The organism is Microbacterium nanhaiense (genome assembly GCF_014646015.1).
GTDB lineage: Bacteria > Actinomycetota > Actinomycetes > Actinomycetales > Microbacteriaceae > Microbacterium > Microbacterium nanhaiense.
In genome coordinates, this window is record NZ_BMMQ01000003.1 from 329,413 (window position 1) to 353,965 (window position 24,553).

Genomic DNA, 24,553 nt, shown 5'->3' on the forward strand with positions numbered 1-24,553 from the left:
GAAGGCGATGAATCTCGACGCGATGGTTGACGAGCGGCGGGCCGAGTGGGAGCGCCTCGACGCCCTCGCGCGCCGCAAGCGACTCACGGGCGCCGAAGTGGACGAATTCGTGCACCTCTACCGGTCCGCCTCCGCGGATCTCGCGGGGATCAAGACCGCCGTCGGTCGCTCGCCGGTCGCCGATCACCTGTCCGGGATCCTCTCGCGCGCCCGGCTGAAGATCACGGGCGCGCCGGACAACATGCTGCGGCAGGTGCCTCGCTTCTTCGCGCGGCAGTTGCCGGCCGCGCTCTACCGGATCCGCTGGCTCACGCTCGCCGTGACGACCGTGTTCGTCGCGATCGTCGCGCTGATCGCATGGTGGATGCAGCAGGATCCGGCCTATATGGCGGCCATGGGTGACGAGACGCAGCTGCGGCAGTACGCCGAGAGCGACTTCGCCGACTATTACAGCGACCATCCCGAGACGGTGTTCGCCGGCATGGTGTGGTCGAACAACGCCTGGATCGCCGCGCAGACGATCATGTTCGGCATCACCGGGATCTGGCCCGTGTACGTCATCGCGCAGAACGCGGTCGGCCTCGGGACCTCGGCCGCGGTGATGAACTGGTACGGTCACGGCGACGACTTCATCCTCCTCATCCTCCCGCACGGGCTCCTCGAGATGACCAGCATCTTCGTGGCGGGCGCCGCCGGGCTGCGGATCTTCTGGGCCTGGATCGCGCCCGGCGCGCGCAGTCGCGGATCCGCTCTCGCCTCCGAGGGGCGCGCGCTCGCGACGGTTGTCGTGGGGCTCATGCTCTCGCTCGCGGTATCGGGCGTGATCGAGGGCTTCGTGACGCGGCAGGAATGGCATCCGGCGATCAAGATCGGCATCGGCGCGCTCGCGCTCGCGGCGTTCCTGTTCTACATGCTGGTCATCGGCGGGCGCGCGGCCCGCGACGGCGAGACCGGCGACCTCACGGAGTACGAGGCCGGCACCACCCGCCTCGTCTCCGGCTGACCCCGGGTGCGCCTGGCGCCCCGCGCCTCGGCCCGGGCCGGGCCCACGCCCAGGCCCTCACGCCCCGGCCCTCACGCCCCGGGCCTCGCGCCCCGGCCCGGGCCGTTCATATGACACCTTTCGCCACTTCTCGCGCGGATGACTACGCACATGTGTCATTCGAACGGCGTGGGGACGGATTGGGCGTGGGTCCTCGCCGTTCGTATGACCCTTTTGAGGTGATGTGGGGTGGGGTGACCGGGTAAAGGTGTCATTTGAACGGCGTGGCGGGTGGCGGGTGAGCGGTCACGTGAAGGAGGCCGCGAGGACGCGTGCGGTCCGTGACGGATCCCACCCGCCGGCCAGCAGCGCGGCGCGCACGCGCGCGGCGAGCCGGTACGGATCCGCGAGCAATTCCTTCGTGACCTCGATCACGTTCCACCCGGCGGCGCGGAGGCGCGCGATGCGCTCGACGTCGGCCGCATAGGTGCGCGCGTGCTGCTCGCCCTGGTATTCGACGATGACGTGGAAATCGGGGAAGCACATGTCGACGCATCCGAGGAAGGTTCCCCGGCTGTCGCGGATGTCGCGGTTCAGCTCGGGCATCGGCAGCCCGGCGCGGAGGAGCGCGATCCTGGTCATCGATTCTCGCGGCGACCACGAATCGACCGCGATGAGCTCGAGAGCGGCACGAAGCTTCGCGCCGCCGATGCGGCGACCGGCGAACACGGCGGCGCGCAGTTCGCCGATCGTCGCGAGGGGTGGCGTGCCGGCGCCCGGTCGTCCGTCGCGCCACACCCGGCACAGGTAGTCGCCCGCGACGACGAGGGTGTCGAGGGAGCGGTGGGAGAGCATCGCCCACGTCGTTGCGGGCGATGCAACGGGAAGCCCGTCGCGGAGCACTCGGCGCGCCATCCTCGGGAGCGCTCGATGCCCCGTGAGGCCCGCCACGCGAGGGAAGCTTGCGTTGCCGAACACCGTGACGTGAAGCTCCTCGCGCACGTGAATCGGCACGCCCCATGCGGCCGCGGCGGTCTCGTGGCTGAAGAACTGATTCGGCCCGAGGAGCGGCGCCGCGGCGCGGGCGAGACGGAGGACCCTGTGCTCGGGCGGAGCATCGTCGGGTTCGGGCGGCAGGGTCGTTCGTGCGCCGCGGAAGGGGGCCATGAGGTCGGATCCGTTGAGGCGGCTCCGGCTGACGCCCATGGAGATTGCCTCGGAGACGTGGAAGGCGGATCCGAGTTGCTCGGGCAGCGGGGTGCGTGCGGTCATGCGTCGAGCGTGGCCGCTTCTGCCGGATCCCGTTTTGTCTCTCCACAAGCCGTCCGCCGTTGACATGACACGTTTCCCCAGTTCGCATGGGAAAAACGCGCGATAAGTGTCATTTCGAGGGTGGGAAAGAGGTGCCTGGGGATTGGTAAACGGGGTCCCAGCGGTACCTGCGTGCGAGGACCGTCGATCGCGCGAGTGGCGCCCGACGATCCCCGCGCAATGGATATCCGGATCCACAGCGAACGCGTCGCGTCCGCGAGCCGACCCGTTCGAATGACGCGTGTGAAGGGTGAGCGGCCCCGCAACCGGCGAAACGTGTCATTTCTAGGGCGGGCACCCGTTGGGATGACACGCGTGAGGGGTCGCGCGCCCCGCCACTAGCGAAAGGTGTCATTTCAACGGTGAGGGCACCCGTTCATATGACACGCGTGCACGGTCACGCGCCCGGCAACTAGCGAAAGGTGTCATTTCAACGGTGAGGGCACCCGTTCATATGACACGCGTGAGGGGTTACGCGCCCCGCGACTATCGACAAGTGTCATATGAACGGTGAGGGCACCCGTTCGTATGACACCCGTGAGGGGTCACGCGCCCCGCCACTAGCGAAAGGTGTCATCTCAACGGTGAGGGCACCCATTCATATGACACGCGTGTGCGGTCTCGCGCCCGGCGACTAGCGAAAGGTGTCATATGAACGGCAGGCGCGGCACGCGCAGGAGGGTGGCACGGGCGTGAGGGGCCCGGGGGGAGAGAAAAGAGTGAGGAGAGAGTGGCTAGGCGCAGTCGTTGCAGATGCCGCGGAAGGTCACGGCGGCCTCGAGGATGCGCATGCCGTGGGGGTCGGAGGGGGTGAGGCACGGGGCCTCGCCGACCACGCACTCGACGTCCTCGACGCGGCCGCAGACCACGCACTGCACGTGGTGATGATTGTCGCCGCGGGCGAGTTCGTAGAGCGAGCTCGCCGCACCCGGCAGGCTCACGCGCTGCGCGATGCGGGCATCGGTCAGGTCGTTGACGATTCCGTGCACCGTCTGCAGGGCGATGCCGGGGATGTCGCGGTGCACCATCTCGTGCAGTGCATCGACCGGGGCGTGGGCGCTCTGCGAAAGAGCCTCGAGAACGGCGACGCGCTGGGCCGTCACGCGGAGCCCCGCGGTGCGCAGTCGCGCCGGCGCATCGACGGGGGCGTGCACGTGGGTCATGGGGCAAGTCTAGCTTGTTCTGAATCATTCGGATCTGGGTGCGGACACAGCGGATTTGTCAACGCGTGTCGGGGAGCGTATCGTAATGGGAAAGCGTTTACCGACGCGATCGACGACGATTCAAGGAACACAATGACGTCAACCGCAGTACCGGGCACACCAACCTCGACGAAGAAGGGCCAGGGCGGCCGAGCCGCGCTGAGCGGATGGCTCGGAAGCACCCTCGAGTACTACGACTTCTCGATCTACGCCTCCGCGGCGGCACTGGTCTTCCCGACGGTGTTCTTCCCGTCCGAGGATCCGGCGATCGCGATCATCGCGTCGCTCGCGACCTACGGCGTCGGCTACGTCGCCCGCCCCCTCGGCGCGTTCGTGCTCGGCCACTTCGGCGACCGGCACGGCCGCAAGAAGCTCCTGGTCTTCGCCATGCTGCTCATGGGCATCACGACGTTCCTGGTCGGCTGCCTGCCCAGCTATTCGCAGGTGGGGCTGCTCGCACCGGCCATGCTGGTCGTGCTGCGCCTGATCCAGGGCTTCGCGGTTTCGGGAGAGCTCGGCGGCGCGACGACTATGATCGCCGAGCACGCAGACAAGAACAAGCGCGGCCTGCTGATGAGCTTCGCCCTGCAGGGCACCCAGTTCGGAAGCATCCTTGCCCAGGCGAGCTTCATTCCGCTGTCGCACTTCCTCTCGCACGAGGATCTCATCGCCTGGGGATGGCGCGTGCCGTTCTTCCTGAGCGCCGTCGTCGTCATCGTTGCGCTCATCATCCGCGCGAAGCTTGACGAGACGCCCGTCTTCACCGACAAGACGGCCGTGAAGGGCCGCATGCCGATCGTCGAGCTGTTCCGCACCTCCGGCGGTGCGCTGTTCCGCGCCGTGCTCATGGGCATGGCGAACGTCATCGGCACGACCGTCGTCGTCTTCGGCACGACCTACGCCACGCAGGAGGCCTACGGCGTCCAGATGGATGCCGACGTGTACCTATGGATCCCCGTCGTCGCGAACATCGCCGCGATCATCCTCATCCCGGTGTTCGGCCTGCTGTCCGACAAGATCGGTCGCCGCCCGTTCCTCATCTTCGGGCCTCTCCTCGGCGGAATCGTCGCCGTGCCGTACCTCTTCGTCGTGCAGGCGCACAACATCGGCCTCACCGTCGTCCTCGCCATCCTCAGCTTCGGCATCATGTACCAGATGTTCAACGCGACCTACGCGAGCTTCTTCCAGGAGATGTTCCCGACGGAGACGCGCGTCACGGGCTTCGCGCTCTCGCAGAACATCGCCCTGTTCATCACGGGCCTCATGCCGTCGCTCTTCGCCGTCATCGCGCCGCCGTCGAGCGGACACGTGCCGCTGATCATCGGCCTCGTGACCTGCGTGCTCTGCGTCGCCTCGTCGGCCGCGGCGTTCTTCTCGAAGGAAACCGCGAACAAGGACATCGCCTAAGCTCCACGCAAAGAGGGGGCCGGGTCGTGCATCGTCACGACCCGGCCCCCTCTTTTCTGCGTTCTACAGCCGCCCGGCCTTCTTGAGCGCGAGGTACCGGTCGGCGATCCGGGGCGGAAGCGCCTCCGGGGTGTCGGCGACGGCCTCCGCGCCGGCGCGGCCGATGGCGCGGGCCACGAGCGCCGCATCCTGCGTCGTCGCCTCGGCGGCCGCCGCGCGGTACAGCTCGGTCACGGATCCGCCCGCGCGGGCCGCGTCCCTGAGCTCCGCGTCCGTGACCGTGCCGACGAGGACGCTCGTCGAGCCACCGGGCAGCGCCGCGAGGCGGGTGAGGAAGCCTCGCGACGACGACACCGCCTCCTGGGCGGTGAGGATCACGACGAGGCTGGGGCGCCGGGTGAGGCGTCGCGCCTCGGCGAAGGCCGCGTCCCAGTCGGTGTCGATCAGCTGGGCCTCGACGGCGGCGAGCGCGTCCGAGATCTCCGGCAGGAGCCGCGGCCCGTCGACGCCCGTCACGCGGGCGCGGACGACGCGGTCGAAGGCCAGCAGATGCACGTGGTCGCCCGCCCTGTTCGCAAGCGCGGCGAGCAGCATGGCTGCCTCGAAACTTGCGTCTAGTCGCGTCTCGTCGCCCACGCGCGCCGCCGCCGTGCGGCCCGTGTCGACGATGATCGTCACGTGCCGGTCGCGCTCCGGCCGCCACGTGCGCAGCATGGTCGAGGTCGACCGCGCGGTCGCGCGCCAATCGATCGAGCGCACGTCGTCTCCCTGCACGTACTCACGCAGGGAGTCGAACTCGGTGCCGCGCCCGCGCACCTGCAGCGAGGTGGATCCGTCGAGCTCGCGCAGCCGCTGAACCCGGCTCGCGAGGTGCCTGCGCGCGCGGAACGGGGGCAGGATCCGGATCGCGCCGGGGGCGGGGAGCGTGCGCTGTCGCCCCGCGAACCCGAGGGGCCCGAGCACCCGCACGGCGACGAACTCGCTGCGCAGCTCGCCGCGTCGGCGCGGCGCGAGCGGTATCTGGATCGTGCGCGACTCGCGCGGGGGGATCGCGACGGCGTAGCGCGTTCCGGGCGCCCCCGCGGTCGGCTGCCATCCGTCGCGCACGCGGGCCCGGATCATGCGTTCGCCGGTGTTGATCAGCTGGAGTCGCGTCGCGACGGCGTCGCCGAGCTTCGCGCGCGCGGGCACGTCGCGCGAGATCTCGAGGGCTCCCGGATCCGGTGCCGCCCGCACATCGGCGACGACGACCACCGTCGCGATCAGCAACCAGATCGCGAGCACGGCCCACGGGCTGGCACCAGCCGCGCCGAGCACCACGATGGGCACGACGCCCGCCGCGATCAGGAGCGGGAAGCGGCCGGTGAGGTACATCAGCGCGGGACCGGCGTCGTCTGCACGACGCTCGAGAGAATCTGATCGGCCGCGACGCCCTCGATCTCGGCGTCGGGACGGAGCTGGATGCGGTGGCGCCACACCGGGGTCAGCATCGCCTGCACGTGGTCGGGCGTGATCGCCGGGTAGCTGCCGAGCCAGGCCCACGCCTTCGAGGCCGCGAGGAGGGCGGCGGCCGCGCGGGGGCTCGCCCCCACGGCAACGGATGCCGACTGTCGCGTCGCCCTGGCGAGGTCGACGATGTAGGCGAGCACGTCGTCGGTGGCGCTGACGGCGTCGACGCTCGTCTGCGCGGCGAGGATGTCGGCGGGCGACATTGCCGGTCGAATCGCGTCGAGCTCGCGCGGGCGGAAGCCGTCGGCGTGCCGCCGGAGCACGGCGACCTCGTCGTCACGCTCCGGTACCCGGATGGTGAGCTTGAGGAGGAAGCGGTCGAGCTGCGCCTCGGGCAGCGTGTAGGTGCCCTCGTGCTCGATCGGGTTCTGCGTCGCGCAGACGAGGAACGGATCCGGAAGGGGCCGGCTGACGCCGTCGGTGGATACCTGGCGCTCCTCCATCGCCTCCAGCAGCGCCGACTGCGTCTTGGGCGGCGTGCGGTTGATCTCGTCGGCGAGGAGGACGTTTGTGAAGACGGGCCCCTCTCGGAACGAGAACTCGCCGGCTTTCTGGTCGTAGATCATCGATCCCGACACGTCTCCCGGCATGAGGTCGGGCGTGAACTGCACGCGTTTGGTGTCGAGACCCAGCGCGCGGCTGAAGCTTCGGACGAGCAGCGTCTTCGCGACGCCCGGTACGCCCTCGAGCAGCGCGTGGCCCCGCGCCAGAAGGGCGATGAGGAGGCCGGAGACGGCGCCGTCCTGCCCGACGACGGCCTTGCCGACCTCGTCGCGCACCGCCAGCGTCGCCTGCCGCAGGCGATCGGCTTCGGCGGCGTCGGCCTGCGCGGGAGATGAGATCGGCGTGGTGGGCTCGGTCATCGTGAGCGTCCTTCCCAGGGGTCTGTGGCATCGAGCAGGTCTTCGATCTCGCGCAGTCGCGCGCCGAGATCGGCGAAGTGTGAATCGTCCGTCGGGCGGTGGGTGAGGACCTCGCGGATCTCGTGCGGATCCCGGCGGATCCGCGCCGCGATCGCGGCGGACAGGGTCTCGGGATCCGTGTCGGGGGCGAGCGCCAGCCGCGCGGCCATGCGGCGGGTCGCACCGCGGGCGATGGCGTCGTACGCGTGGGCGGCGCTGAGGCCATCGCGGTAGAGCCGGGCACGCCCCTCGAGGGTTTCCGCGGCGCGCACCGTGACGGGGAGGTTCTCGGCGACGAGGGGGCCGAAGCGGCGGCCGCGCCACACCGCGGCCGCGGCGGCGACGACGCCGAGCAGGACGATGACGGGTGTGACCCAGGCGGGCACGAGGTCGCCGAGCGTGTCCGCGCCGCCGGTGAGCTCCGCGCCCGTCGGGGCGTACCACACGACGCGGCCCGTCTCCCCGAGCAGTCCGAGGGCGAGCGCGGCGTGCCCGGCCGTCGCCAGGTGCTCGTTCGTCACGACCGCGCCGCCGTCGAGCGCGTAGACGGTCCCGTTCGTGACGAGACCGTACCCGTCTCCCGTCGGGTAGCAGCCGGTGCCCTGTTCGAGGGAGTAGGCCTCGCCGGGAACGATCTCGCCGGCGTTCTGCGCCTCCGGAACCTCGCAGCTCGCCGGGGCGCTCGCGCCGTTTCCGGATCCGCCGAAGCCGATGCCGGGGAAGAACTCGTCGAGGGCCGCGAAGTCGGCGCGCAGGATGACGGTGCGGGCGGGGGAGGCGGCGAGGTCGCGGAGAGCGCCCGGGTCGATCCGCGTCGCGTCGGTGACGACGAGCACCGCGTCGCCGCCGGCCAGTCGGCCCGCGTCCTCGGCCGAATTCGTCGGCGTGACCTCCACCCCCTGGGCCTCGAGCAGCGTCGCGAGCGCGCGTGTGCCGTCGTAGCGGGGGCTGTCGATCGACAGCGGTTCGGGTTCGGAGTAGTCGAAGCGCAGAGTCGCGAGGAGGCCGCCGATGACGACCACGACCGCGACGATGCCGACCCACGACCAGACCCGGCGCCGGAGCGAGGTGCGCGGCTGTTCCGCCTTCTCGGCGGACGCGATGAGGCTCATGCGAACGCCGCCCGTGCGGCGACGGCGGGTGTCGCCGACGCGATGGCCCGGTCGAGCGCCTCGAGGGCGCGGGCGGTCTCCGCGGATCCCTCGCGGCGCAGGTAGCGGACGTCATCGAACAGATCGGCGGAGCGCGCGAGTTCGTCGGCGTGGGGCGGGAAGAATTCTCGCGCCTCGGCCGCGAGGCTACGCGCCGTCATGCCCGGGGGCGCGTGCAGGATCCCGCGCTCGTCGAGGCCGCGGGCGATGGCGCGGAAGCGCATGATGATCGCCTCGTTCCACTGAGCGCTCCGTGCGGCCGCGTCCGCGAGCTCGCGCAGATCCGCCGCGGACACCGTGTCATCGTCGAAGACGGCCGAAGACGCGTTCTGGCGCGTCCGATGATCGCCCCGTGGCCGCCCCCAGATCACGAAGGCGAGCACGATGGCGCCCATCACGATGGCGACGAGGATGACGGCCCAGATCGGGCTGAACGCCCCGCCGGAGAGGTTCGGGCTGAGCAGGTCCCTGAGGAACTCGCCGATACTCCTCGCCACCTTGTCGAACAAGGTGGGCTCGGTCTCCTGGTAGACCGCCTTCCCCAACTCCTCCTCGGCCCAGCGACGGGCCTCGTCGGGGTCGGGGAGCTCGGCGAACGGGATCATACGGGCGGCGCCGGGGGCTGCGGACGCGAGCCCGGATCCGCGGGTCGCGGGGGCACGGCGCCGTCGCTCGAGGGTACGGGGCCGTCGCTTGAGGGCGCATGGCCGTCACTCGAGCTCGCGGGCACCGTGGGGGCGCCAGGGGCGGGCGGCTGGGTGGCGTATGCGCCGTACTGCGGGGGTGCGTACTGCGGAGGCGCGCCGTAGGCGGGATATGCGGTGGGAGGGGCGACGGGGGAGGCGTGCGGCGACGGCTGCGCGCCCTCCAGGAATTCGTAGGGGTCATCGGCATCCCCGTGCGCCTCGACGTAACGGCGCATGCGCAGGTCGATGCCCTCCTCGCGCATCCGCGCGTCGATGTAGGTCAGCACGCCGCCGGCGCCCGTGATGATCGTCATGATCGACGCGATCGCGAACGACAGGATCGAGCTGAGGCCGAGGAAGACGAAGCCCAGAACCGTCGCGGCCACGCTGGTCGACTCTCCGACGCCGAAGGGCACGAGCGTCGAGGTGATGAGCGGCGCGAACAACGACAGCGCGCTGGAGATCACGCTCGCGGCGATGTTCGTGACGAGGTAGAGCAGGGCCGCGACCCCGAAGGTCGGCCAGAAGCGGCCCCTCGTAAGCGTCCACGACCTCGCGATCGCGCGGAAGGGGCGCACGCGCTCGAGGACGATCGCGGACGGCACAAAGAACAGCTTGGTGCCGAGCCAGGCGTAGACCACGATCCCGCCGAGCAGTTCCAGGAGCAGGAGGACGACGAAGAAGACCCACGTCACGGGGGTGTTCGCAAGCCCCAGGAGCACCAGGGGAACGGCGAGCACCGCGAGGGCGATGATCGTCGCCAGGCCGATCAGCAGCGAGTACCCGAACAGCCGCCAGAAGGCCGGGCGCACGCGCTTCCAGAGCCGCGAGAACGGTGCCTTCTCCGCAAGGGCCGCGTGCGAGACCTCCGCGATCACGACGCCCTGCGCGATCGTCGTGACGGCCGCGAGCGCGAATGTGAGCACGATGCCGCCGATCAGCGTGATCGCCGCCGCGCCCCACATCAGGTCCTGGAACTCCGCGGAAGCCGGATCCACGGTGTCGGCGCGGGAGAACGCGGCGGCCGAGATGCCCAAGAGCGCCGCGAGGTACAGCGTCATCGCGAGTGTCTGCACGCCGACGACGAAGAGCAGGAGCACCTTCGGATTACCGCGGAGCGCCGCGAAGGATCGGCCCATGATGGTGCCGAAGCCATAGGGATACAGGGGGACGAGACCCTGGCGCGGGGCGGGGGCCCAGCCGGGGGCGGTGGTGTTCGTCACGATGGATCCTCCTTGCCCCCATCGTTCCATACCCCGCGTGCCGCAGGCGCGGCGGTGCCCCGGCCGCCTAGACTGAGGCGCATGACTGGTCGCATTCTCGTGGTGGACGACGACACCGCCCTCGCCGAGATGATCGGCATCGTCCTCATGGGCGACGGATTCGAGACCTCGTTCTGCGCGGACGGCGCGCTGGCGGTCGACGCCTGGCGCGTGCAGAAGCCCGACCTTGTGCTTCTCGATCTCATGCTCCCCGGCAAGGACGGCATCGAGATCTGTCGTGAGATCCGCGAGGAGTCGGGCGTGCCGATCATCATGCTGACGGCCCGTTCCGATACGACGGACGTGGTGTCCGGTCTCGAGGCCGGCGCCGACGACTACATGGTCAAGCCCTTCAACCCGAAGGAACTCGTCGCGCGGATCCGCACGCGCCTGCGGCCGCTCTCTCCCGAGGGCGGGAAGACGCTACGCGTCGCCGACGTCGAGATCGACGTGGTCGCGCACGAGGTGCGTCGCGGCGACGAGTCGATCGCGCTCACGCCGCTGGAGTTCGAGTTGCTCGTGGCGCTCGCCTCGAAGCCGCAGCAGGTGTTCACGCGCGAGCAGCTGCTCGAGCAGGTGTGGGGTTACCACTACAAGGCCGATACGCGCCTCGTCAACGTGCACGTTCAGCGCCTCCGCTCCAAGGTCGAGGTCGACCCGGACAACCCCCGCGTCGTGATGACGGTGCGCGGCGTCGGATACCGCGCCGGCGCGACGGCGTAATGTCCGGAACGCTCGGCGGTCGCCTGCTGAGCCTCATCCGCCGGCCCATGCGGGCCTGGCGGCACTCCCTCCTGTTCCGGACGGTCGTGATCGCCTCCGGTGCGACGACGCTCGCGATCGTCATCGGCACCGTGTGGGCGACGCTGGCGATCCAATCCGACCTGCTCGGCGCTCGTCGGGATCAGATCCTCGCGGACACTAAGCGCGCGGTGGACTTTACCCAGACGGCCGTCTATCGGCAGGCCGCACCCACCGACCGCGCGGCAGTGCAGCAGCTGCGCAACTCCATGACGGACAACCTCGCTACCGCGTCGTCGACGAACCTGATCCTGGGACTCCCGATCCCCGGCGCCTCCACGGCCGACGCGCCGGCCTCGTTCACGCTCTACGGCAGTGCCCTCGTGGAGTCGATGCTGAGCGACGGTCTGCGCGAACAGGTGCGCACCCGCCCCGAGACCCAGTGGTATCAGTCGATCGCCCTGCCCGGCGAGGACGGCCGCCCCGTTCCCGCGATCGTGGTGGGTCAACAGCTCGAGATGCCCAACGTCGGCGTCTACGAGGTGTACCTCGCCTACCCGCTCGACGACGTGTCGGAGACGGTGCGCTTCGTGCAGGGCGCGCTGTGGGTCATGGGGTTGTCGCTCGTCGTCATCGTCGGCGGGATCGTCTGGCTCGTGATGCGTTCGGTCGCGACACCCGTCGCCGACGTCTCCCGCGCGAGCGCGCGGCTCGCGGCGGGCGATCTCGCCGCGCGCCTCGAGGTCACGGGCGAGAACGAGCTCGCGACGCTCGCGCGGGCCTTCAACCGCATGGCCGACAGCCTCGAGAGCCAGATCCGCGAACTCGCGGAACTCTCCCTCGTGCAGCAGCGTTTCGTCTCCGATGTCTCGCACGAGCTCCGGACCCCGCTGACGACGATCCGCCTCGCCGCGGGCGTCCTGCACGGCGAACGCGAGGGATTCGACCCGATCACGGCCCGCTCCGCCGAACTCCTCTACGACCAGGTCGCCCGGTTCGAGGTGCTCCTCGCCGATCTCCTGGAGATCAGCCGCTACGACGCCGGGTCGGTCGAGCTCTCGCTGGAGGAGATCAGCATGAGCGACGTCGCCGAGCAGGTCGCGGAGTCGTTCCGCCAGGTCGCATGGGAGCACGACACCGAGCTGCACTTCACGGGCGCCATGGGTGACGACGTCATCCCCATGGATCCGCGGAGGATCCGCCGGATCCTGCGCAACCTCGTCGGAAACGCGATCGAGCACGGCGAAATGCAGCCCATCGACATCACCGTCGCACAGAACGAGACCGCGGTCGCCGTCGGCGTGCGCGATCACGGGCTCGGGATGCGACCCGAGGATTCGGCGCGCGTCTTCGACCGCTTCTGGCGCGCGGATCCGTCGCGAAAGCGCACGCTCGGGGGGTCGGGGCTGGGGCTCGCCATCGCCCTCGGCGACGCGCGACTGCACGGCGGAACGATCGAGGTGTGGTCCCAGCTCGGTGTCGGCACGCACTTCGTCGTGACCCTTCCGCGCGGGGAACAGTCCGAGATGGAGTCGCCGATCCGGCTGGAGCCGCAGGAGCAGATCGAGGCGGCCGACGGGAGCGCCGCGGGAAGCGCCACCCGGGAGACCCTCGTCGTCCGCCACGACCAGGAGGAAGGGACATGAAACGCGTCGTCGCCCTCGTCGTGGCGTTGGTCGGCGCGGCCTCGCTGGCCGCGTGCACGAGCCTGCCCACCAGCGGCAACTACCAGCCCGGGCTCGGCACCGACACCGTCGTGCAGAACGCGCGGTGGCAGTTCAACCCGAACGGACCGGCCGATGGGGCGAGCCCCTCGGAGATCGTGCTGGGCTTCCTCGACGCCGGCGAGAGTCCGATGGGGGATTGGCAGATCGCGCGCGAGTTCCTCACTCCCGCTGCCGCGGCCGCGTGGGACCCGAACGCCCGCGTCACGATCGACGATGTCGACGAGCGTGACGTGAGCGACATCGTGCCGGACGAGAACAGCGACGATGCCGGCGAGGTGGGCATGCGCGTGACGGCGCTGGCATCCCTCGACGCGACGGGCCTGTACACGGTCGAGGAGCAGGCGGTGAGGTCGTTCGACTTCGAGGTCGTCAAGACCGACGGCCAGTGGCGCATCTCCTCGGCGCCGGACGGCATCGTCGTGCAGAGCGGAAACTTCGCGAATATCTTCCTGCCGCAGACGCTCATCTTCTCGGGGCTGAACAACCGCCTGGTGCCCGATGTCCGGTGGTTCCCCGACGTCGTGCAGCCGGTGCGCCGCGCCCTCGAGGAGTTGATCGAGGGTGGGCCGGCGCCGTGGTTGGAAGGATCCGTCACGAGCGCCTTCGACGGCGTCCGCCTCGAGAACGTGCAGATCGACGACGACACGGTCACCGTCGAGCTCTCGGATGAGGCGGAGGAGGCATCCGGAGCAGATCGTGCTCGCATGCAGACACAGCTGGAGCGCACCCTCGAACCGATGAACGTCGCCACCGTCCGGATGACCGTCGACGGATCCCGCCTCACCGGCCCCGCCGACAACGTCGCGGACATCGAGCCGGACGCCCGCGCCATCGTCATGACAGACGACGACTTCGGCTATCTCGCCGGCGGCGAGATCGAGGAGATCCCGGGGCTGACCAAGGCCATCCGCGAGAGGTTCACGCCGTCAAGCGAACAGTCGGTGTCGGATCCGGCGACCTCGATCTCGGTCGCGCCCGACCTCGGCAGCGCCGCGGTGCAGACGGAGAGCGGCGTGCTCTGGCGGATCGACGCCGAATCCGAGGAGTTCTCGCCGCTGAGCTTCGAGACCGACTGGCTCGCGCCCTCGCTCGATCCCTTCGGTTACGTATGGTCGGCTCGCGACAGCGACCAGGAGAGGCTGTGGGCCTGGGGCGCCGCATCCGATCCCATCGCGATCGCCAGTTCGCTCGCGATGACGCACATCACGTCGATGGCGGTCTCCCGCGACGGCGCGCGAATCGCGGTGGTCGGCAGCCGCGACGATCAGCCGGTGCTCGTCGTAGCCGCGATCCGGCGAGACGATTCCGGCGCTCCCGTCGCCGTCGACGGCGTGCAGGGTGTCACGCATCTCGAGGCCGACGCGACCGACGTCGCCTGGGTGTCGCCGACCATCGTCGCCGCGTCGATGTCGGGCGACGGGCGCACGCTCGTTCGCGAGCAACAGGTGGGCGGCACCTCGGAACGGCTCACCGCGTCGTTCACCTCGACCTCGCTGACCTACGGCAACGCGAAGCAGCGCGAGCGGCTGCTCTCCGAGGACGGATCCCTGTACATCCGCTATCAGCGCACGTGGCAGCAGGCGGGCAGCGACGTCGTCGTGCTGGCCACGCAGGTGGGCGCCCCGGACAACGCTCCCGAGCCCGAGCCGTAACGATTCACAGCCGCCCTGGGCGGCACGTATTCCCCATCGGCGCCCCGCGGTCGCGCACCGGCGGCACCATGGGGGAATGGACGAGCTCATCGCCGCCCTCCGAGGGGCACTCGCCCTCCTCTTCCCCGTGTCCTGCGCGGGGTGCAACGAGGGTGGGTCGCCGCTGTGCGCGCGCTGCGCAGCAGCGCTGTCGCCCGACGTGCGCCGCGTCGAGCTCGACACCGGCATCGCGGTCTACTCGGCGCTCGAGTACGACGGCGTCGCCGCGCGCGTCATCCGCGCGCTCAAACAGTCCGGCCGCGTCGGCCTGGCCCGCCGGCTCGCCCCGGCGATGAGGTCCGCGCTCGCCGCGGCCGCGGCAGGGGAGCGGGAGCTCCTGGCCGTGCCGGTGCCGCAGAGCCGCCGATCCGCTCGCCGCCGCGGTTATAGCGTCGTTGAGCTCCTGCTGCGCCGCGCCGGGGCGAGCCCGTCGCGCGCACTCGCCTGGAGGCGGCAGATCGCCGACCAGCGTGGCCTCGACCGGGAGGGCCGTCGGCGCAATCTTCGCGATGCGCTCGAGGCGCGCCGGATCCGCGCCGGCGTGCGCGTCGTCATCGTCGACGACGTCGTCACCACCGGTGCCACGGTGCGCGCGGCGCAGCGCGCCCTCGAGGCCGGCGGAGCCGTGGTCGTCGCGGCGGTCACGCTCGCGGCGACGCCGAAACGGCTCGGTGAACGCGGCGTGACACGCCCGTGAACTTCTTTATCGGAAAAGGGTGACAGGAGGTGAATCTGGCAATACGGTGGGGGCAAGAAAGCGACATGGTTCGCTCACTCCGGGCGAACCGGAATGGGAGGCAAAGATGGACACGAGCATCGTCGGTGTGGGTGTCAGCGTCACCGAGCGGTTCCGTACCGTTGTTGACGAGAAGGTCGCGCGAGTGCAAACCCTCGCACCCCGAGCAGACTCCCTCGATGTCAAAGTGACCCAGTCCGCACACCACCGCGGTCGGGTCGAAGAAACCAAGGTGGAACTCACGGTCACGGGTAAGGGCAAAGTCGCCCGAGCCGAGGCCCGCGCCGAGGACAAGTTCCAGGCGTTCGAGGAGGCGCTCGACAAGCTGACGAACCAGCTGCGTCGCGTCAAGGACAAGAGAGTCTCGGACCGCCAGCGCCCGCACGGCGCACGCCTCGAAAAGGGCAGCGGATCCCTGGCCGGCATCGACATCACCCCCGTCGACGCCGACACGCTCCACGCCGTCGCGACCGGGACCATCCCGGTGCAGTCGGAAGAGGAGACGGAGGAGAACTACTCGCCCGTCGTGATTCGCACGAAGACCTTCGAGCCCGAGTGGCTGACGGTGTCGCAGGCGGTCGACAAGATGGAGCTCGTCGGGCACGACTTCTTCCTGTTCATCGATGCGCAGACCGACCGGCCGAGCGTGGTGTACCGCCGCCGCGGGTGGGACTACGGCGTCATCGAGCTCGAGACAGAAGCGCCGCCTCAGGTCGAACAGGCAGCCTGACCGAGAGAACAGGGCGGGCCGCGGGAAGATCCCGCGGCCCCGCCGCACGTTCGGCTACTCGGACAGCTCGATGCCGGCGGCCAGGAAGGGCCCGGCGAGGGGATAGCCGGCGACATCATCCGACGCGATGATCACGCGCGGCTCAAGGAAGAGCCACTCGCTCGCCGCCTCCGTCGCAGCCGTGAGGTCGATCAGTCGCAGCAGCTCGGTCTGCTCGGCCTCGTTGGACTGCGCCTCGGCCTGTTGCGACCACCCCATGACGTCGGGGTTGCGATAACTCCACCACGAGCCGGGGTCGCCGAGGCCCGCGACGAGATGATCGCCTGTCACGGTGCCGAGCGCGAGGGTGAAGTCGCGGTTCTCCTCGACGCGCTCCCGCCACTGCGCCTGCGGGATCCGTTCGACCGTCGAGGCGATCCCGACCTCGCGCAGCTGTTCCGCGATGAGGTCCGCAGCCTCGGCGAGCGGCCCATCGGCGACGACGATCGGCGCCTCGAGCGACTCGGACACCCCCGCCTCGGCGAGAAGCGCCGCGGAGGTCTCCGTGTCGAACGGGTCGAGCTCGGACAGGTCCTCGTGCCAGGGCTCGTTCGGCAGCGCCATCGATGAAATCGGCTCTCCCGCGTCGCCCCAGAGCGCCGACCGTACCGCGTCGTCGTCGATCGCCGCGGACACGGCCCGCCGAACGCGCGGGTCGTCGTAGGGCCGCATTTCGTCGTTGAACCCGAGGAGTACGCGCGTGGCGGAGGCGGCCTCGCTCACGATGATCCCGCCGCCGTCCCCGATCTCGGCGGGAGGGGACATCGCGGGGGCGATGTCGACCTCGCCGTCGCGAAGCGCCGCAACGAGATGCTCGACATCATCGAATGCGCGGAACTCGACCCGGGCGTTGCGTGCCGGATCCTGCCAGTAGTCTGCGCGACGCTCCAGCGCGAGGCTCTGCCCCGGCGTGAACGCGTCGACCGTGTAGGGGCCCGTGCCCAGCTCGCCGTGGCGGATCCACACGCGCGCGAGGGAATGGGGCATCGAGACGACCGGTCGGGTGAGCTCGATCTCGACCTCCCCGTCGACGGCGGTGATCCGAGCGATCGCCGGATCCGTGTCGGCGAGCGCGCCGAGCGATGACACGACATCCTCCGCCGTGAGCGGTGAGCCGTCGGAGAAGGTCACGTCGGGCCGCAGTGGGACGGTGTACCGGAGACCATCGTCGGATCGAGCGAACCCCGTGGCGAGGAGCGGCACCGGTTCGCCGGTCTCCGCGAGACGGAAGAGCGATTCGTAGACGTTTCCCGTGAGCGCCTCGGCGGACCCCGGATCCGCCTGATCTGCCAGATCCGTCGGTACGTGCAGCGTTCCGACGATGATCGTCGCGTCCTCGTTGACCGTCGTTCCGGCGGGCGGCGCCTCGGGGCCCCCGGCCGGCGGATCCGGCGGAGATGCGGTGCAGGACGCGAGCACGAGCCCGACCGCGAGCAGCGTGGGCGCGGCGAGGCGGCGAGTCAGGGGCATATCAATCGAAGATGTCGCCGATGAGGCCACCGAGGATCGCGCCGCCGATGAGGCCGCCGAGCATGTTGCCGCCGGACATGCCGCCCTGCTGCGGGCCGCCCCAGCCCTGGCCGCCGCCGTAGCCGCCGAACCCGCCGCGGCGGGCCTGATCGATGTCCCGCTGCGCGACCTGCAGCGCCTCGTTGGCGAGCTGCACGCTGCGGCGCGACATGTCGCGCGCGCGTTCGCGGGTGTCCTCATCGGCGACGAGGGTGCCCGCGTCGACCCGGAGGCGCTCCGCCTCGGCGAGGCGAGTGCGGGCGTCCGCGCCGATCAGCTCGCGGTGACCCTCGACGAGGCTCCGCGCCGAATAGATCGCGCGGTCCGCCGCATCGATGTCGTGGCGCACGTGATCGATCGAGGGGATGTTGCGCTGTGCTCGCTCGCGCGCGTGGTCCAGCTCGCTGTTGAGCGCACTGATGTGTGCGAGCTCCGTGAACGGGTCGCCCGCGGATCCGGGAGGGGTGAGCGCGCGAAGCGCCTGGTCGAGCTTCGTCGCCGCCTCGACGACCGCCGGCGTCTGACGCTCGCGGCGCGCCGCGGCGATGTCGGCCCGCGAGTCGGCGACGACGTCGGCGAGCGTGTTCTGGGTGCGAATCGCCTCGATCTCGAAGTCGTCCACCGCGTCGAGGATGCTCTGCGCGCGACGCACCGCCTCGATCGCCGTCTCGAGCGCGACGAGGGCGTCCTCCTTGCGGCCGGCGTCGCGGCGGCGCTCCGCGACATCGCACGAGTGCAGCGCGAAGTCGACGAGCTGGCGCGCCTCCGCGGGGTTCGCGCCGATGCGCTGGAGGGCCTCAGGGGAGTAGCGCAGCTTCAGTCGCTCGACGGTCTGCTCCGCCTGCGGCAGGCGCTCGGCGATCCGCTCGGCTTCGGCGCGGGTCCTCTCGCGCACGCGCGGGGCCTCGCGGATCTTCTCGATGCGCTCCTTGAGAACGGCCGTGCGCTCGTCGAGCACGTCCTCCGCCCACTCGCACAGTTGCACGATGCGCGCGTTGCGCGTGCGCAGCTCTTCCGGCGTATCGGGGATGTGGTCGTGGTTCAGCTGGTGCAGCTCGAACGCTTCGCGCATGTGACGGGCGACGGCGTCGAGGCCATCGCGAAGATCCTGGGTGGCGCCGTCGCCGAGCTCGGCCTGCGCGAACGCCAGCTCGTCTCGGGTCGTGCGGATCCGCTCGTCGGTCGCGACGAGGGCCTTCTGCGCCTTGACGGCCAGCACCTGATCCTCGGCATCCTGCCGCTCCTGCTCTTCGCGCCTGCGCTTGCCCCAGAAAGCCATGGATCGATTCTAGTGTGCGCCGGATATGCGCCGTCATCCCCGGGCCCGTCCTCGCGGCGCATACTTCGTATGTATATACTCGGTAAACACATACTCGGTATAGACAAGGAGGCGCCCGTGTCCGTCAAACAGAGCCTGCTCGCGATTCTCGATCAGGGGGCGTGCTACGGGTACCAGCTGCGCGCCGAGTTCGATCGGCGCACTGGCGGCACGTGGCCGCTCAACGTCGGACAGATCTACAGCACGCTCGACCGGCTCGAGCGCGACGGCTTCGTCGAGCGGGGCGAGGCCGACGACGACGGGCACGTGTTCTGGCGGATCACCGACGCCGGCCGCGACGAGGCGAATCGCTGGTTGAACTCGCCCGTTCCCGCCGCGAAGGGGACGCGCGACGAACTCGCGATCAAGCTCGCCCTCGCCGCCACCCTGCCCGGGGTGGATGTCGGCGCGATCGTGCAGACCCAGCGGATTGCGTCGCTCCGACACCTGCAGGAACTCAACCGTGCAAAGTATGCCGGGTCCGCCGACAGTGCCGAAGAGCTCGCGTGGTCGCTCGTCGTCGACTCGATGATCTTCCAAACCGAGGCGCAGATCCGGTGGCTCGACCACACCGAGCAGCGCCTCCGCTTGACGCCCGTCGCCCCGATCGCGATCGCGGACGAGCCGGCGCGGCGCGGCCGGCCGGTCCGGGAGGCGAAGAAGTGATCCACGCGCCCGTCCCGGCGGCCCGCGTGGTCGCCGACTTCGCGCTCGAGATCCCCGCGGAGCGGGATCCGGACAGCGCCGCCACCGAGAGCAGCACGGCCGAAGGAGAGCCCACATGAACGACGACAGCCGCCGCTCGCGGCGCGACGCCCGCACGACCGAGGAGCGCATTGACGAGGCCGCGCGTGCAGCCTCGATTCCGTCACAGACGCCCCCAACCGACGCGGTGCTGCGCCTCGTGGGCGTCTCCCGCGTGTACGGATCCGGTGAGCAGGCCGTGACGGCGCTCGCCGGCATCGATCTCGAGATTCGCGCGGGCGAGCTCGTCGCGATCATGGGCGCATCGGGATCCGGGAAGTCGACGCTGCTGTCGATCGCCGGCGGCCTCCAGCCGCCCTCGGCGGGGGAGGTGATCGTCGAGGGGCGCGCGCTGTCGAGCCTCGACGCGAAGGAGATGGCGCGCCTGCGGCGCCGATCGCTCGGTTTCGTCTTCCAGGATTTCAATCTCATCCCCACGCTCACGGCCATTGAGAACGTGACGCTGCCGCTCGAACTCGACGGCGACCCGGCACGTGCGGCCCGGCGTATGGCCGAGGTGGCCCTCGACTCGGTCGGTCTCAGGGAGAAGCACAACGCCTTTCCTGATGACCTTTCGGGCGGACAACAGCAGCGCATCGCCATTGCCCGCGCCGTCGTAGGCGGCCGTCGCCTGATCCTCGCCGACGAGCCGACCGGGGCCCTCGACTCGGTCACGGGCGAGGCCGTCATGAGGATGCTGCGCACACGCGTCGACGAGGGGGCCGCGGGCCTGCTCGTCACGCACGAGGCCCGCCACGCGGCCTGGGCCGATCGGATCGTCTTCCTGCGCGACGGCCGAGTCGTCGACGAGTCGCGCCGCGACGGCGCCGAGTCACTGCTTGGGGCACGACGATGAGCGGTCCGCGCATGACGCGTAGCACCTTCCCGGATCCGCGACCGCCCGAGCAGCGCGAGCGCGGCGGCATGCTGCGCTGGCGCATGGCACTGAAGATGTCGATGCGGCAGTCGCTCAAGTCGTGGCCATCGAGCGTGCTCGTGGTCCTGCTCGTCCTGCTGCCCATGGCGGGTGTTGCGGCAGCCGCCGTCTATGCGGAGAGCCTGTCCCCGTCCGCCCAGCAGAGGGTCGACGCGGAGCTCGGCGAGGCCGATGCCTGGGTGCAGGCGCCGGGCATGCCGAGCGGGGTTCGACAGTATCTCGACGATCCGAACGCTCAGTTCGAATACGACGCAGCTTCGAGCCACGACTGGATCGAGCCTCCGGCCGACGTGGCGGACGTCATCGACGCCGACCGGCTGGTCCGCATCGAGCTGGGATCCGCTGCCGTCGAAACGGTTGCGGGAATTGGCGCCTTCCAGGTCGTGCTCGGCGAGACCTGGGATCCCCTCCTCGAGGGGAGATACACGCTCCTCGAGGGACGCGCGCCGACCGCCGCCGATGAGGTGCTCGCGACGCCCGAGGCGCTCGAACGCCTGGGTGCAAAGGTTGGCGACTCCGTCGAGATGACGAAACCGGAACAGACCGTGACCGTCACCGGCACGATGTCGAGTCGCTTGGAGGAGAACCCGGAGTCCGTGCTCTTCGCAGGCCGCGGCGACGCGTACGAGCTCGATGGTTATGGGACGACGTGGTACGCCGAGGGCTGGCACGCCACGGCCGGCGACGTATACGACCTCAACGATCAGGGCATCATCGTCTTCGACCGCGCGCTCGTTCAGCGTCCGGGTGACGGAGGTCAGCCCGTACTGGAACGCGGAAGCGGAAGCTCATGGGCGTTCTACTCGGCGGCCACGGCGACGCTCGTGTTCTGCACCTACCTCGTCTTGCTGCTCGCCGGAGCTGCCTTCTCGGTGTCCGCGAAGCGCCAGCAGCGCTCGCTCGCCGTCGCGGCGAGCGTCGGCGCCTCCCGCGCCGACGTGTTCCGTATCGTGCTGTTCCAGGGCACGATCCTCGGCCTCGCAGGCGGCCTGCTCGGATCCGGCGCGGGCATCGGCCTCGCGGCGCTCGCCCGGGAATGGTTCGGCGACGGGTCGCTCAGTTATACCTGGGGCCTGAAGGTGCCGTGGTGGATGCTCGTCGGGCTGATCATCATCGCGTCGGTCGTCGGGACGCTCGCGGCGCTCCTTCCTGCGCGAAACGCGACCCGCGGCGACACGCTCGCGGCGCTCCGCGGAGCGCGCCGACCCGTGTCGGTCTCGGCGAAGCGTCCGAAGGTGGGGCTTGGCCTCATCATCGCCGGCGCCGCGCTTGTCGTGGTCGCGGTGATCGGGCTCGTCGTGACGTACAACCTGCCGACGCGCGACCTGGCCCTGACGGACAAGGTCTACCCGGTCGGGACGATCGCGATGATCCTCGGTCCGCTGCTCCTGCAGATCGGTGTGGTCACGGCCGGGCACTGGCTCCTCGCTCAGGTATCGCGTCTGCTCGGCCGCGGCCGGCTCGGCGGGCGGCTAGCCGCTCGCGACGCCGTTGCCAATCCCGGCCGCTCGGTGCCGTCGTTCGGAGCTATCGCGGCGTGCGCGTTTCTCGCGACCGCCTCGATCGGCGGTGTCGCGACGCTGACGAACATGCAGGCGGAGGGGCACTCGTCGATCGCGCCCTACGGGTCCGTTGTCGCATGGATGAGCGGCGGTGTGATCTCCGACGATGACGATCTCTTCATCGAGGATCCGGCCGCCGTCGCACCCGCGCTCGCCGCGCTCGCGGACGACGCGACGCAGATCCTCCGCGACGAGGGCGCGGGCTCGACCGTCGTCGTCTCGGTCCCGGCCGGCCCGAGCTACACCTCCGACAGTGACGGTGAGATGCGGTTCGACGGCGGGCAGATGCTCACAACCCCCGAGATCGCGCGCCCCGAGCACTGCGCGGCCACGGACGAGTGCTCTGCGAATTTCTATGAGCGGTCCGGCGGTGGCAACCAGCTGTTCGCGATCGTCGCCCCAGACGGGCTCGACGTCGCCCTCGGGACCGAGATCTCGGCGGCCGACCGGTCGGCATTCGCGGGCGGTGCCGTGATCGTCACGAACCCCCAGTGGCTCACCGAGGACGGCTCCGTCGTCGTCAACAGCTGGCGCCCCGAAGACGTGCAGGGCATGTCGGACGCGGTCTTCGACCCCGAGGCCGACCCCGCCTCGCTCCCGTCGGCGGCGCACACCGAGACGCGCGACGGCATTCTCATCGACACCGAGACGGTGTTCGACGAGTCGCACCAGGTGTACATCTCGCCGGATACCGCCGCCGAGCTCGGCATCACGGCCACGCCCTCGATGGTCGTCGCCGACTTCCCAGGCATCACGACGGCGCAGCTCGACAGCCTCCGCGCCAGCGCCGAATCGGAGACGTTCTCGCGCTCGACCGACGAGATGTCGGTGGATCTGTCGTTCAGCCAGGCCGAGGGACCGCCCGCCGCAGCGCCCTGGCTGTGGCTGATCCTGGGAGCCGTCACCGTGCTCGTGATCGCCGCGAGCGCCGTCTCGCTCGGGCTCTCGCGCGTGGAGCGCCGGCCCGACGACGCCACGCTCACGGCGGTGGGAGCCTCGCCGGGCGTACGCCGCTCGGTCAACGGCTGGCAGGCGCTCGTCATCTCGGCCTTCGGCTGCATCGTCGGCACGGTCGCCGGCCTCATGCCGGTGCTCGGCGTGGTCTTCATCCTCGAGGGCACGGGGCAGGAGGGACTCGCCTTCACAGAGGTGCCGTGGCTCTGGTACGGCCTGCTCGCGCTCGTCCTGCCGGTCGCGGTCGCGCTCGTGAGCTGGCTCGTCCCGCCGCGCGCGCCCGACCTCACCCGCCGCACCGCGATCGCCTGATCCGCGAGACTCCGGTTCCAAAATCTGCTCTTCGCCACGAGGTGGGCAGCAGATTTTGGAACCGGAATGGTGGGGCGGCGTGCTCGGGACGCGGAATCTGCTGTTCCGTCCGAGGTCAGGAGCGGATTCCCTGTCGGAATGGGGTGGGGAGCGACGCGGACGGATAGTGTCGGGATATGCCGGATCTCGATGCCGAACTCTCCGAGCTGCAGCGTCGCGCCTATGGGCCCGGCGGCGACGACCTCAGCGCGGCAGAGCGCGTCCGGCTCGCGCAGCTCGAGGCGGCCCTGCGGATCCCGGATCCGCCGTCGGGCCACGGCGCAAGTGGCGACGAAACGCGGCCGTCGCCGAACCCGGACGCGGCGATCGCCTCGCCCGCACCGGCCACGGGAGCAGTGATCCCGCCCCGACCTCCGCAACCGGCGGCCCGGCTCCGCGACGGCGTCGATACGGCGCTTGTCGCCGAGCGCCGCCGGCAGCGCCTCCGCCGGTTGTTCACCCCGGCGCTTATCGCGACGATCGGCGTCGCGTCGGTGATCGTGATGCTCGCGGCGGGTATCGCCGGCTGGGGCGGGGGATACGCCGCGGGCGTGGCGCGGCATGCGGGGCCGGGCGACCCCTCCGAGTTCGTGGCGGAACTGCATCCGACGGAGATGCCGGAGAGGTTTACGGAGAGCGGCGGCGGCTTCTACGTCGTCGGGGTGAATCCCGAGACCGGGGAGCTGGAGGAGGACGTAACGTACTTCGGATCCATCGGCGACGACATCGAGATCATGACCCACCGGCAGGTCGAGACGAACGAGTTGTCGCCGTACCTCCCGCCCGGCACCGTGTGTCTGCAGGTCGTGCAGATCCGCGAGCAGGCCGCCGACTCCATGTACTACGCAGGCGGGTCGGCGTGCGGGTCACCCCGCCTCGACGTCTCCGTCGACCTCTTCGCAGGAACGGAGAGCGAGGACACCTACTCGGGCATGCGCCTCTCCACCGACGCCTATCCCGAAGACACGCTTCTCCGATTCACCTACAGTGCGGACAGCAACAGCGTGACGGTGTGGAGCGTCGCGCCGCTCGAATGACGCGGAAACCGAATGTCGGCGCACCGGCGGAGCGGATCGCGCGCATAGCCCGCGGCGGATAACAT

General features: G+C 70.2%; 21 protein-coding genes. 12 read left to right on the top strand and 9 right to left on the bottom strand.

What is annotated here, in order from left to right:
* The first annotated feature begins 7 nt into the window (after window positions 1–7).
* Complete coding sequence (locus IEX05_RS07240; RefSeq protein ID WP_188700688.1) at window positions 8–1,003, top strand: stage II sporulation protein M; 996 nt, start codon at window positions 8–10, stop codon at window positions 1,001–1,003.
* A 285-nt stretch (window positions 1,004–1,288) separates the two neighbouring features.
* Here the strand turns inward: IEX05_RS07240 and IEX05_RS07245 are convergent, their stop codons facing one another.
* Window positions 1,289–2,254 (bottom strand): DUF559 domain-containing protein, encoded by a 966-nt coding sequence (locus tag IEX05_RS07245; protein ID WP_188700689.1) that lies wholly within the window; start codon window positions 2,252–2,254, stop codon window positions 1,289–1,291.
* 773 nt (window positions 2,255–3,027) lie between these two features.
* Complete coding sequence (locus IEX05_RS07250; RefSeq protein WP_188700690.1) at window positions 3,028–3,456, bottom strand: Fur family transcriptional regulator; 429 nt, start codon at window positions 3,454–3,456, stop codon at window positions 3,028–3,030.
* A 132-nt stretch (window positions 3,457–3,588) separates the two neighbouring features.
* Between IEX05_RS07250 and IEX05_RS07255 the strand changes: the two genes are divergently transcribed.
* The gene (locus tag IEX05_RS07255; RefSeq protein WP_188700691.1) at window positions 3,589–4,902 is read left to right on the top strand and encodes an MFS transporter; all 1,314 of its coding nucleotides are present in this window, start codon (window positions 3,589–3,591) and stop codon (window positions 4,900–4,902) included.
* A gap of 63 nt (window positions 4,903–4,965) precedes the next feature.
* Here IEX05_RS07255 and IEX05_RS07260 read toward each other — a convergent pair whose 3' ends face one another.
* Genes IEX05_RS07260 through IEX05_RS07280 form a run of 5 tightly spaced genes read right to left on the bottom strand, consistent with a single transcriptional unit; the run spans window position 4,966 to window position 10,373 of the window.
* Window positions 4,966–6,276, bottom strand: coding sequence for a DUF58 domain-containing protein (locus IEX05_RS07260; protein WP_188700692.1), 1,311 nt, complete (start codon window positions 6,274–6,276; stop codon window positions 4,966–4,968).
* Window positions 6,276–7,274 (bottom strand): AAA family ATPase, encoded by a 999-nt coding sequence (locus tag IEX05_RS07265; RefSeq protein ID WP_188700693.1) that lies wholly within the window; start codon window positions 7,272–7,274, stop codon window positions 6,276–6,278. The genes IEX05_RS07260 and IEX05_RS07265 overlap by 1 nt, the downstream gene beginning before the upstream one ends.
* Window positions 7,271–8,425 (bottom strand): DUF4350 domain-containing protein, encoded by a 1,155-nt coding sequence (locus IEX05_RS07270; protein WP_188700694.1) that lies wholly within the window; start codon window positions 8,423–8,425, stop codon window positions 7,271–7,273. The genes IEX05_RS07265 and IEX05_RS07270 overlap by 4 nt, the downstream gene beginning before the upstream one ends.
* Window positions 8,422–9,069, bottom strand: coding sequence for a DUF4129 domain-containing protein (locus IEX05_RS07275; protein ID WP_188700695.1), 648 nt, complete (start codon window positions 9,067–9,069; stop codon window positions 8,422–8,424). Before IEX05_RS07275 ends, IEX05_RS07270 begins: the two co-directional genes overlap by 4 nt.
* Entirely contained in the window at window positions 9,066–10,373 is a 1,308-nt protein-coding gene (locus IEX05_RS07280; RefSeq protein WP_188700696.1) for a hypothetical protein, read from the bottom strand. The genes IEX05_RS07275 and IEX05_RS07280 overlap by 4 nt, the downstream gene beginning before the upstream one ends.
* Before the next feature lie 81 nt (window positions 10,374–10,454).
* Between IEX05_RS07280 and mtrA the strand changes: the two genes are divergently transcribed.
* From mtrA to hpf, 5 genes are all read left to right on the top strand, one after another.
* Window positions 10,455–11,135 (top strand): MtrAB system response regulator MtrA, encoded by a 681-nt coding sequence (mtrA, locus tag IEX05_RS07285; RefSeq protein WP_188700697.1) that lies wholly within the window; start codon window positions 10,455–10,457, stop codon window positions 11,133–11,135.
* Complete coding sequence (gene mtrB, locus IEX05_RS07290; protein ID WP_188700698.1) at window positions 11,135–12,799, top strand: MtrAB system histidine kinase MtrB; 1,665 nt, start codon at window positions 11,135–11,137, stop codon at window positions 12,797–12,799. The genes mtrA and mtrB overlap by 1 nt, the downstream gene beginning before the upstream one ends.
* The gene (locus IEX05_RS07295; protein WP_188700699.1) at window positions 12,796–14,532 is read left to right on the top strand and encodes an LpqB family beta-propeller domain-containing protein; all 1,737 of its coding nucleotides are present in this window, start codon (window positions 12,796–12,798) and stop codon (window positions 14,530–14,532) included. Before mtrB ends, IEX05_RS07295 begins: the two co-directional genes overlap by 4 nt.
* Window positions 14,533–14,608: 76 nt before the next feature.
* A complete protein-coding gene (locus IEX05_RS07300) occupies window positions 14,609–15,268 on the top strand; it encodes a ComF family protein (RefSeq protein WP_188700700.1) in 660 nt (219 codons plus the stop codon).
* A 106-nt stretch (window positions 15,269–15,374) separates the two neighbouring features.
* The gene (hpf, locus tag IEX05_RS07305; protein WP_188700701.1) at window positions 15,375–16,037 is read left to right on the top strand and encodes a ribosome hibernation-promoting factor, HPF/YfiA family; all 663 of its coding nucleotides are present in this window, start codon (window positions 15,375–15,377) and stop codon (window positions 16,035–16,037) included.
* Between the two features lie 54 nt (window positions 16,038–16,091).
* On the opposite strand, the gene IEX05_RS07310 is transcribed toward hpf, so the two are convergent.
* Both IEX05_RS07310 and IEX05_RS07315 read right to left on the bottom strand, forming a co-directional pair.
* Entirely contained in the window at window positions 16,092–17,546 is a 1,455-nt protein-coding gene (locus IEX05_RS07310) for an ABC transporter substrate-binding protein (RefSeq protein WP_188700702.1), read from the bottom strand.
* Window position 17,547: 1 nt separating this feature from the next.
* A complete protein-coding gene (locus IEX05_RS07315) occupies window positions 17,548–18,864 on the bottom strand; it encodes a coiled-coil domain-containing protein (RefSeq protein WP_188700703.1) in 1,317 nt (438 codons plus the stop codon).
* Window positions 18,865–18,981: 117 nt separating this feature from the next.
* Here IEX05_RS07315 and IEX05_RS07320 point away from each other — a divergent pair, with 117 nt between their 5' ends.
* The 5 genes from IEX05_RS07320 to IEX05_RS07335 all read left to right on the top strand — a co-directional run bounded on the left by IEX05_RS07320 (window position 18,982) and on the right by IEX05_RS07335 (window position 24,488).
* A complete protein-coding gene (locus IEX05_RS07320; RefSeq protein WP_188700704.1) occupies window positions 18,982–19,569 on the top strand; it encodes a PadR family transcriptional regulator in 588 nt (195 codons plus the stop codon).
* Window positions 19,566–19,688 (top strand): hypothetical protein, encoded by a 123-nt coding sequence (locus tag IEX05_RS15435; protein WP_268237866.1) that lies wholly within the window; start codon window positions 19,566–19,568, stop codon window positions 19,686–19,688. The genes IEX05_RS07320 and IEX05_RS15435 overlap by 4 nt, the downstream gene beginning before the upstream one ends.
* Window positions 19,685–20,503 carry an ABC transporter ATP-binding protein gene (locus tag IEX05_RS07325; protein ID WP_188700705.1) on the top strand — a complete coding sequence of 273 codons (819 nt, stop codon included), beginning with the start codon at window positions 19,685–19,687 and terminating at the stop codon, window positions 20,501–20,503. The genes IEX05_RS15435 and IEX05_RS07325 overlap by 4 nt, the downstream gene beginning before the upstream one ends.
* A gap of 11 nt (window positions 20,504–20,514) precedes the next feature.
* Window positions 20,515–23,412 (top strand): ABC transporter permease, encoded by a 2,898-nt coding sequence (locus IEX05_RS07330; protein WP_188700706.1) that lies wholly within the window; start codon window positions 20,515–20,517, stop codon window positions 23,410–23,412.
* A 176-nt stretch (window positions 23,413–23,588) separates the two neighbouring features.
* Window positions 23,589–24,488 carry a hypothetical protein gene (locus IEX05_RS07335; protein WP_188700707.1) on the top strand — a complete coding sequence of 300 codons (900 nt, stop codon included), beginning with the start codon at window positions 23,589–23,591 and terminating at the stop codon, window positions 24,486–24,488.
* Window positions 24,489–24,553: the final 65 nt, after the last annotated feature.